The sequence below is a fragment of the Sphingobacterium sp. GVS05A genome (assembly GCF_019969845.1).
Classification (GTDB): domain Bacteria; phylum Bacteroidota; class Bacteroidia; order Sphingobacteriales; family Sphingobacteriaceae; genus Sphingobacterium.
The window spans coordinates 823,364-834,284 of record NZ_JAHXYR010000001.1 but is presented as its reverse complement, the minus strand read 5'-3'; the positions used below and the strand labels follow the sequence as shown (position 1 = coordinate 834,284).

At 39.5% G+C, this 10,921-nt stretch carries 8 protein-coding genes; 1 reads left to right on the top strand and 7 read right to left on the bottom strand.

The window, feature by feature from the left end; translation table 11 throughout:
• Positions 1 to 4: 4 nt before the first annotated feature.
• The 7 genes from LC454_RS03565 to LC454_RS03535 form a co-directional block, all read right to left on the bottom strand.
• Positions 5 to 361 carry a response regulator transcription factor gene (locus tag LC454_RS03565; protein WP_223579544.1) on the bottom strand — a complete coding sequence of 119 codons (357 nt, stop codon included), beginning with the start codon at positions 359 to 361 and terminating at the stop codon, positions 5 to 7.
• A gap of 4 nt (positions 362 to 365) precedes the next feature.
• Positions 366 to 4,280: a response regulator gene (locus LC454_RS03560; RefSeq protein ID WP_223579541.1), complete on the bottom strand. Its 3,915-nt coding sequence runs from the start codon at positions 4,278 to 4,280 to the stop codon at positions 366 to 368.
• A 334-nt stretch (positions 4,281 to 4,614) separates the two neighbouring features.
• The gene (locus tag LC454_RS03555; RefSeq protein ID WP_223579538.1) at positions 4,615 to 5,769 is read right to left on the bottom strand and encodes a TIGR03364 family FAD-dependent oxidoreductase; all 1,155 of its coding nucleotides are present in this window, start codon (positions 5,767 to 5,769) and stop codon (positions 4,615 to 4,617) included.
• An 18-nt stretch (positions 5,770 to 5,787) separates the two neighbouring features.
• Entirely contained in the window at positions 5,788 to 7,128 is a 1,341-nt protein-coding gene (locus LC454_RS03550) for a DUF5690 family protein (protein WP_223579522.1), read from the bottom strand.
• Positions 7,129 to 7,315: 187 nt separating this feature from the next.
• The gene (locus tag LC454_RS03545) at positions 7,316 to 7,894 is read right to left on the bottom strand and encodes a helix-turn-helix domain-containing protein (protein ID WP_223579520.1); all 579 of its coding nucleotides are present in this window, start codon (positions 7,892 to 7,894) and stop codon (positions 7,316 to 7,318) included.
• Positions 7,895 to 8,037: 143 nt separating this feature from the next.
• On the bottom strand, positions 8,038 to 8,862 hold the full coding sequence (locus LC454_RS03540) for a glycoside hydrolase family 16 protein (RefSeq protein WP_223579516.1): 825 nt from the start codon (positions 8,860 to 8,862) through the stop codon (positions 8,038 to 8,040).
• Between the two features lie 113 nt (positions 8,863 to 8,975).
• Entirely contained in the window at positions 8,976 to 9,452 is a 477-nt protein-coding gene (locus LC454_RS03535) for an ester cyclase (protein WP_223579513.1), read from the bottom strand.
• Positions 9,453 to 9,955: 503 nt separating this feature from the next.
• Here LC454_RS03535 and LC454_RS03530 point away from each other — a divergent pair.
• Positions 9,956 to 10,888, top strand: a complete 933-nt coding sequence (locus LC454_RS03530; protein WP_223579499.1) for a ring-cleaving dioxygenase — start codon at positions 9,956 to 9,958, stop codon at positions 10,886 to 10,888.
• Positions 10,889 to 10,921 lie beyond the last annotated feature (33 nt).

The following is a 10,921-nucleotide window of genomic DNA, read 5'->3' as shown; positions in this document are numbered from 1 at the left end:
AAGTCTATTTATTTGTTAAGCGTTTTATTCTCAGGATAAGCTCGTTTGGACTAAATGGTTTCACCATAAAATCTGAAGCCCCAAGGTCGAAGGCGTCTACAACAACTTCCTCCTGCCCCATACTTGACAGCACAATGACTGGAACTTTCTTTCCAATACGTTTTATCGCAGCAAGAATTTCGATTCCTGAAGCAAATGGCATCATAATATCGGTCACTACCAGATCAAATTCCAATTCTCCGATCTTTTCAATAGCTTCCTGACCATTTCTGGTCAAAACAACTTCGTGTCCTTCTTTTACTAATTTGTGTTCTACGGTGCGCAAAATTAACTCGTCGTCTTCGGCAATTAAAATCAACATACTCTTATTTATTTAAAATTTTTGTAATCAAATCCAAGCCGATCTCCATTTCTGCTTCGATAGCAGTAAAGGCTTTTGACAGATCGGTATCGAAGGAAATGCTGGCTTCCAGCTCTTTGGTTAGTTGAGCCAGCTTAATAAGCCCAGCAGTCGATGAAGTTCCCTTCAATTTATGCAATAGCTCCTTGATAAGCTTCAGATCGTTTTCTTTTTTTGCATCTGCAATCTGCGCCCTCGATGCTGTAATTTCTTTGATGACCAAGTCGAGGAAAAAGGATAAAAATGCGGGATCATCACCCGCCTGTTCATTCAAACGCTGCAGATCCAAATGGGTTGCCAAATCTGCAGCCTCGATCTCCGGTTGTTGAGAAGAATCCATCGATAACATTGCTTGCTGCAAGGCATTAAACAAATCCTGTTGTCGAATAGGTTTAGCTAAAAAGTCAGACATTCCAGCAGCTAAACAGCGCTCTTTTTCACCCGAAACATTCCCGGCAGTGATACCGATAATAGGCGTATCTTGATATTGTTTCATTTGACGGATCTGTTTTGTAGCTTCGATACCATCAACTTCCGGCATTTGCACATCCAGCAGGATAAGATCAAAATTCACTTCCTCACATGCTCGAATCGCCTCGGCTCCATTTGACACCTCTGTCAAAATTGCATCCGGCATAATACTGGCCATCATTCTTAAATTCAATGCCATGTTGACCGCATTATCATCTGCCAACAAAACCTGAATTCCTTTACCATAGACATCCGTAGGTAGGGATAGATTTACTTTTGCCTGTCCGGCCTCTTCTTTATTTTGTTGGATAGCCCTACGCAAGGTTTGATACAGTTCATCCGATTTAATCGGCTTCAGTAGGCAAAACGAGCGTTCTTCCTGTCTAAACGCTGAAATTACTTCGTGCTCCTCAGAAGATGTATGTAATACAATCAACGGAATCCCCTCTCCCTGTTGCCGAAACAGTTCCTTAATCTTTTCAATGGTTTCAAGTCCCGATAAAATAGGCATATGATAATCCATCAAGATCACATCGAAGCGCTCTCCTTTCATCAGCAATTGCAATGCCTCCATACCATTTTCCGCCAATACAGACTCAACCTTTTTATAAGCCAACATGTGTTGTAGGATAACCCGATTGTTGGCATTATCATCCACCACAAGTACCCTATTTAAGGGTAGATCGCCATCTTCCTGCTCCATCATTTCGCAGGATACCTCAATATCAAAGTAGAACGTCGATCCTTTTCCCAGTTGGCTGGTCAAATTCAACTTGCTCCCCATATATTTTAACAAATTATTGGAGATGGTCAGTCCTAGCCCAGTTCCACCGTACCGTTTGCTAACAGAACTGTCTTCCTGCGTAAAAGCATCAAAAATACGTTGCTGTTTTTCCTCAGGAATTCCGATTCCTGTATCGCGCACTTCAAAACGTAGGCTTAACTTGTCGCTATCATGATAAAGGCGACTTATTTTAAACTCGATCTCCCCTTTTTCGGTAAACTTAACCGCATTGCCCAGTAAATTAATAAGGACTTGTTTAATACGGGCTTCGTCAACCCATATAAAAGCCGGCAATCCTTGCTCGATATTCAAAAGCAATTCAACCTCTTTTCGCTGAGCTTGGTATAATACCACATTGATCACCTGATTTGCGATATCGTATACATTATATTTATCGACAAACAGTTCCAGTTTTCCAGATTCAATCTTAGAAAAGTCCAGAATGTCGTTGATGATATTTAATAAACTGTTCCCAGATTCATTAATATAGCCCAAATATTGCATTTGCGTATCATTCAGCGGAGTTTTCAACAATAAATCTGAGAACCCGATCACACCATTTAGTGGTGTCCGGATTTCGTGACTCATATTGGCTAAGAATTCCGATTTGGCTTTACTTGCCAAATCCGCCATTTTTTTTGCATGTTTTAATTCCTCATTTATTTGGACAGATTCCGTGATATTTTGCGTGAAAATAATAATCCCACCGATGCTGCCATCGGTTAGATGCCATGGCCGTACCTCCCAGTTGAAGTGCTGCGGCTCGGCTATTCCGCCGACCTGAATGACTTCATCTATATTCTTATAAGGCATTCCCTGCAACGCATCCTGATAGATTTTTTTTCTTTGATCCGGAATATCCGGAAAAAGTTCAAACAGGTTCTTATTAAGTAATTGACTTTCATCTTTATGAAAGTCTTCAATCCATTGATTGCTCAGCGATACATAATTAAAATCTCGGTCGAACATCGCTACCGATGCAGGCACATAATTTACAAAGGCACGTAACATGGATTCTTTACGTTCCAATTCGAGATACAGGGATTTACTCTTATCAATATCCTGGATAATACCAAATACCCGTTTACAAACATCATTCTCAAATTCAGGAATACCTTTTACCCTGACCCAGATTGTTTCCCCATTCTGTTTTAACAGGCGCAATTCTGTATCATAAGGTTTTCTGCTACGGATCGATTCTTCGAATATATGTCGTAGCGCTATTTGGCTTTCGGGCTCATAAAAACCAATAGCATGCTCAAAATCCGGCGTAAAATTTGGTTCGACACCGTGAATCAATTTTGTTGAGTCGGACCAATACACCTTATTTTCCGCAAGGTTTACTTCCCATCCGCCGACCTGAGCGACAGCATTGGTCTGTTCGAGGATCTGTTTGGTATGCAGCAGATCGTTCTCCAAGCGCATGCGATCGGTCATATTCAATGCTGTACTGACCACATAGGGCTTGCCCTCTTCATCCAATTCGACCATATTATGATAAAGCCAGGAAATATTTTCACCATCCTTTGTCTGTAGAACCATCATGGCAGAATCCTCTTTATTTAGCGCGATGCGTTTTAGGTATTCTTCCACCAATCCTACATGATGTGGTGGGACCAATTTCTTTAGATTGAGTGATTTAACCTCCTGCTGTTCATATTTCAGCACCGCCCGTCCTTTTTCATTGACAGCCAAAATATTTCCTTCCATATCATGCATGCTCATCAAGCCAATTGCATTTTCAAAAAAACTACGGAAACGACGCTCCGAATTTTCCAGCTTCAGTTTTTCCTGCCGCTCCTTTGTGACATTACGACCAAAGGCTAGAATTTCATGATTGATGGCATCGTATTTAAAATGCCATTCAATTATGACCTCACTGCCATCCGCTACAGGTGTCGATGATGTGGATTGAATCCCATACTCTGCATCCACGATCTGTTTTAAATCGGAGGCCAATGTATTTGTATCATCTTGCAATAAACTAAACAGGGGCTTACCCATACTATCTGATCTTGAGATCCCTAATACGCTGGTAAAAGCGGGGTTGACATCTTTGATCTGACAACTTTCATCTAATACACAAATAACATTATTTGTCAATTGGAAGATCTCAGAGAAATATCCAGCCTGTCGCTTTCTTTTCTTTCCAAGGAGAATCTTAGTCACTCCTTTTCCCAATTCTTCCAATAAATGTCGCTGCTTATCAGAAAGTGACTTGGGTTGAAAATCTATCACACAAATGGTTCCCAACACATCACCATCCTCATCCATCAATGGTACTCCAGCATAAAAACGAATATTACCCTCCCGAATCAACGGATTAGCGGATGAACGCGGATCTTGGAAGGTATCCTCAATGACAAGTAGCTCCTTACTTAGAATCGTATACTGGCAAACCGTATTTTTTCTTTCGACCGTATCCAGTTCCATGCCTACACAACTTTGTATACGTTGCGTTTGCTCTTCCATCATGGCAATCAAAGCGGCGGGACAATCGGTAATCAGGCAAGCCGCCTGCGCAAATACATCCAATTCAGGATCTTTCCCTACCCCCATTAACTCATAGGATTTTAATTTCTCAATCCTTCGCCATTCATTTTCAGGGAAATTTTGGTTTGCCATATATTGCTGTTCGTTATTTCTGGTCTATTATGCCTGTGAAGTTAATAAAAACATTGTTTAACACATAACCAATAAGGAAATATCATTGAATTAACCTATCTTAAACAACAATGATCATCCTAAATTGTTGACTTGGATTACAGAAAATCTGCTAACAACAACTGCAAACTGCTATTAGAAATTCTTAATAATTAATTTTCTAAAAATATCAATCCATACCTCTGTCTGACTATTTTTTTTTCCTATATGAACTTCAGATAGAAAGACTAGACCTGTATAAAGACAAGAGGCCTACTATTTCTAGTAGACCTCTTTTACTCAAAAAATAATATTCTTAAAACAGCTTCTCAATACTTTGCTCAGCATATCCGGCACTCGCCGTCATTCCTTTACCACCAATACCGGTGCGCACGTGAATACGCGGACTGATATCAACTTCAAGAATATGATCTTTATGCTGTGAATAGAAGCCTGACCAAGAGGAAGCAATCCAATCTTTCTGCATCGGAATAATACGGTTGGCTTCAGCAATCATGAGTTCGTTAATATAAGTATCAACCGCAAAACCCAATTCATCCAACCGATTACCAGCTGCATACTCATGGGAATCTCCGACAATAATACTACCATCTGTAGCCTGTTTAAATAAAATATGTATTCCATATTTACGCAATTCATTATAATGCTCAGGTACAGGAATAGCGCCAAATGAAGGGCAGTATTCTTCAAAACTTTCATAACGGCGAATCGTCAATCCCGTCAAGATATTTCCCGGCAACTGGATCTGATGCAAAGGCTTCGTACGCATCATTTGCAGTTTACTGATTTCTAAACCACTATCATTAAACAAGGAGCGATACAGGATCTTAAATTCGTAACCATTACAAATAATGATTTTCGCCCCCTCGAATACATCCAGACTGCTTGTTGTTAAACGTGCCAGTGTATTGCAATCTTCACAAGCGATGACTGTTGTGTCATATTTCAGCGTATACTTTTCAAATTTTGCTTGCATAAAAACATGCAGCTGACGAATCATTGTTTCGGGCTCTGCACTCAATTCCTGCTCAAAAACAATAGCCTCTTTGACGTAATCAGCATTCAAGGCAGGATATTTTGCCAGAACTTGTTCTTGGGACCAGAGCGCATGATCATAACCTTTCGTCTGATAATGTGCTGAAAGTTCATGAATAACCTGTACCTCGTCGGCATCCGAAGCGATATAAATACTGCCATTCTTCCGAATGGAAATATCCATTTCCTGCTGAATGGATTGATATATTTCTAATCCCCTTACACCATAATCAAACCACTCTCCCGCCATTCCTGATGGAACAACCTGACCAAAGTTGCGCACAGTAGATCCTACGGGAAAATTATCTTTTTCAAGCTGGAGTACACGCAATCCTTTTTTTAATGCGTGATACGCATGAAAAGTTCCCAGGATCCCCCCTCCAACAACAATTAAATCGTATGTATTTGTTTTCATTCTTTAAAAATATTTGCGTTAACTTATTTGTACTTCGCCACTGGATGCCTGCCAGGGCTGAACCAATTCATCACCTTTTTTCGTTTTCATCTGCTCTTTCTTGCGAACGAAATAAACGAGCGAAAAGATCGCCAGAATAGCGCCTATAATGGATGCAAGATAAACCAGCTGAATAAAATAGGCTCCCCAGGTAACTGAATTTGGCAAAAATTCTTTATTCATTAAAATCAAAAAGCTTCCTAAATAACCAACGGAGTCCGCCATATACATGACAAAACCGATATTACTTTTCATGCGATAGGTTGCGATCATCCGTTCAAAAAAGATGGCGTTATAAGGAATATAAGCCATGTAAAGTCCCAAACCGACCAACAACATCCAACTGAGACCTCCGATCCAGTGCATAGTAAATAAATAGGTGGAAATCCCGGCCGTAAGAAATCCCAAAATAATCATATAATGAATCAGTTTAAATGCTTTAAGATTGTCTTTTACCATAATCAGGCAGCCTATTAAAATTAAGACAATTAATGCTATCGTTCCATCAACTTTCGCAAAAATACCAGCCCCTTTCAGATGAAGCATTTGCCAGATTTCTATCTCGAAATTATCCCGCACATCACGTAAGATCGTCAACATCGTATAAATAATAATGGTTAAAATAATGCCTGGCATAAATACTTTAAAAAAATGTTTGCGCATCGTTGCATCCATTGCCACACGTTCGGTCCGCAAACGCTTATCTTGTGCTGTTGGTCCAGGTGCGTTTTCTAAAATCCAGACACAAAGCATAAAGGGTAAGAAAAAAAGCATTCCTGTCAAAAAAGGCATCCAAAACTCATCAACCTGAAATGTAGACATTAACCAACGACCAACGGTCTTGATAAAACCTGAAGCAAAAATTAGACTCACAGACATGACTGCCCCCATGATTTCTGTATACCGACGTCCTTCGAGGAAACTGAACACCAAGCCCCAGACCATTCCCAACGGAAAACCATTTATAAAAAGAAAAATGACATTCCATGGTTTAGGCACAAGCGCAAAAGCCAACAAACCGGCCCAAGAAATACAGATCAATGCGATCAGGTAACGCCCTCTATGACGCTGCTTGCTTTCGGAGATAAATTTAATTCCGTAGAATTTTGAAACCAAATAACCCAACATCTGAATAATAACCATACAGACTTTATAATCTATACCTAAAATAGATTCATTGGCAAAAGCCGAAGCGGTAAATGATTTCCGGAATGAATACATACTTGTATAACATAAAAATGCTGTAATAGCCAGTAGTATGGCCACCGAACGCTCATCTAATCCCGCTATACGTCTTTTTATTCGCTGGTTCAAATCCATGATTTAGAATTGTTGACGGACCTCATTGTCCGCAATCAAAAGTAAATTCTGGAAATTAACATAATACTAAACTTTTGTTAAGTATTTATAAACAAATATAAATAATCGAACCGATAATTGGGCGCAGAAAAAGAAAGCATCATTGAAATAATCAATGATGCTTTTATAATGCTCCGATAGAATGCTGTTAGCGTTTATTCTCAAAAAAGTAAACAATTAGCATAAGGGCTTTTTCTTTTCCTACATTGCGTGGTGTATGCGACAATCTCCCATTAAAAAAAATGGAATCACCTTCTTCAAGTCTAATCGTTTGGTCCTGGAATACATATTCCACCTGTCCACTGATGATATATTTATATTCATAAGCTTCTGTTTCCACCATTGGACGCTGCGCATCGGGAAGCAATTCCAGCAGCACAATATCCATAGTAGAACTTTCCATTGCGGAGGTATAGATACGTTTATAGTTAAATCCAACAGCATGCTCTTTTTCAAAGGCTGTATAGCTATCTTTTTTTCGAACAACTACTGGCCCCGCATCGAGGTCGGAATTAAAGTCTTTGAAGAATTCATTGAGGTCGACATCCAGCGCGTTAATGATATTAATCAACACCAGCAACGAGGGTATTGTTCGATTGTTTTCAATCTGTGATATCAGGCCCTTACTTACACCAGCTTTATCAGCCACTTCCTGTATCGTTATCCCCTTCTCCTTGCGGATTTCCTTTATTTTATAACTTATCTTAAATATTGTATTATCTTCCATAATTGGGTTCAAAAATAAACATTATTTTCCCGGTCGGTATGTTAAGTTTTTGTCACTTAATTGGTCCATTGGTTACCATTGAATCTCTACACCATGTTAAATAGTGCCCGGGTTATGTATTATAGGTGGTAACCAAAGCCAGCTTATTGATAAACCTTAACCCAGTCCACCCGTATTTCGACAGGTAATTGTTTCTGGTCTACTTTTCCCACCCAGCTACCGCCAAGCTGCTGGTCTATCAACAGGTAAAAAGGCTGATCATAAGGCCACTGGGATGCATCAACACCACTTATTCGTGGATAAGTGAATGTATCCTCGCCATTGAGCTGAAATACAATTCGATCTGGATACCAGCTGATACCATAGACATTATACGCTCCGGCGTTGACTTTAGCTGTCCCCGAATGCTTAGGGTTATCCTTTTGTCCCAAATTCAGGGTATAATGCGAATGGGTTGTCTGATACATAATATCATCAAAATTGAGGTGTTCCATGATATCAATTTCGCCATTTCGAGGGTATTGACCATATTTATCCAACTCTGCCAGCATCCAGATTGCCGGCCAGGCGCCTTGAGCACTCCCCAACTTCGCTCTTATTTCAATACGCCCATATTGAAAGGCAAATTTCCCCTTACTCCATATTCCACCAGTCAGGAAGGGTCTTTCGTCCTTCTGTCTATCCGTATTATTGATACCTTTCAGAATCAATTCCCCTTTCTCCCAACCAAAACAGGCATCATCCAAACTCATGTGCCGGTTCCAGTCTGCCCCACCAGCAGGAATCCGGGTCCACTTGGTCGTATCCAACTTGGGTAATTTAAAATTATCTTCCCATATGAGTTTCCATTTCTTCGTTTCTCGTCCCGGATTCTGTAGGTATACCTGTGGATTTTCCTTTGGATTGTGATGAACACTACAAGCTGATATAAGGATATAAAACAGGCCTGCGCCTAAGATTCGCTTCATTTAGATTAATTATTTTCTATAGTCAATACAAAACTACCCAATTTATTGATAGCGTATTAAATATAAGGCCTTTTTTAAAAAGGAACTAACATTAATATAAAAAACAGTCTTAATTAAAACATCGGATGCTCATTTGCAGATTGTTTTGGCACATCTTGCTGTGCATCCCAATGTTCAACAATCTTTCCATTTTCCAACCGGAAAATATCTATTGTGGAGGTGAGGCTCCCATCAGGGTTTTTATTCTTAATATGGATAAATACAAGGTCACCATCTGAGGCAATACGTTGCACATCTACCTTGGTTTTCGGCTGCCCTTCAAACCACTTTGCAGCTGCGGCTTTAAATGCGGCTGCGCCATCTGCTACTTCAGGATTATGCTGGATATATTCCGGCGCAATATATTTGTCCACTGCCGACAGATCCTTGTCACCGAACATCTGTTGATAAAAGTCCAATACGATCCGCTTATTCTCTTTATTAATGTCTAGCTGGGTCTGATCCTTTTCCCCGGACTTATCATGCTGACTTTTTTGTTGGCATCCGGTAAATAAGAGACATATTAGTGCCGCCAGTATAGTAAAATTCATGTTTTTTTTCATTTTTTTCAAACCGCTATTTTGTACAATAAAGAGCTTATCACAAACACACTTCTTTTTTTATGATATAATAGGTAAACAACATTTAGTCGCAGTATTTTGTTTTGATACGACAATCTTTATGAACTGTTAAAAATAAAAAAGATGGCATGATAATTGAAAATGTTTCGATAGTATAATATTCAGAAATATACATTTCATAAATTTAGGTTAATAATTGGTTAGGTTAGAAACACCTGAAGTCCCCAACTTCAGGTGTTTTTTTTTCTGAAAATATCTGTTTTCTATTGATCAGAAAGAACCTTCAGTTGATTTTCATGGCTGTTGGTGCTTATAAAGAGCATGAAGGTTTTGTTTAAAGACCTCTCCTTTCTAAAAGTTACCAACAAACTAAAACAAAAAGTTCATTTCCTGTTTTTATTAATCTAGTTCAATGATTTTTTTTCTTAGCTGCCGTAATTTTACATCAGTTAAGAAAATAAAAAACAACAACCATGGACAATAACATATTAGGACTGCATCATATTACAGCGATAGCTGATAACGCAAAACGGAATCTCGATTTTTACACCGGTGTACTAGGGCTTCGCCTGGTAAAGAAAACCGTCAATTTTGACGACCCAGGCACCTATCATTTTTACTTCGGTAATGAGCAGGGAGATCCGGGCACTATACTGACCTTTTTCCCTTGGGAAGGTATTGGTAAAGGTAGACAGGGCGCTGGTATGGCTACCCATATCGGTTACGCTGTCCCTGAAGGAAGTCTGGACTTCTGGAAAAATAGGTTAAAAGAACATCAGGTAGCTTTTCAGGAAGACGAAATTTTTGGTGAGAAATTGATTTCATTCACAGATCCTGACGGATTACAAATACAATTTATTGAGCCTTCGACCAAGGATAATAGAAGTGTATGGACCACAGCGCAAATAAAGGACGAAAACGCATTAAAGGGTTTTCATAATATTACACTTTCTCTGAAGGAAGCCGACCCCACTTTACGGGTTTTGACAGATATCTTGGGCTACACTGTACAAGGACAAGAAAACGGACGTTATAGATTGTCTACTGATAGTATCGGGACCGCCAATATTGTGGACATTCTTGCAGACGCCAATTTGTCTTTTGGTCGCAATGCTGCTGGCACCAATCATCATGTCGCCTTTCGTGTAAAAGATGATAATATCTTGATGGACTACCGCGAAAAAGTACTTTCGGCAGGTTTGGATATTACACCAAAGATTAATCGGGACTACTTTTTCTCCCTTTACTTCCGTGAGCCGGGCGGTGTTTTATTCGAGATCGCAACCGACAATCCCGGATTTACCATAGACGAACCTTTGGAAAGTCTAGGGACAGACCTCAAGTTGCCAAAACAATACGAGAACCATCGGTCAGAGATTGAAGCATCACTACCAAAAATAGATTAGGATCAAAGTAAGTTAATATAAAATACAGTAAAA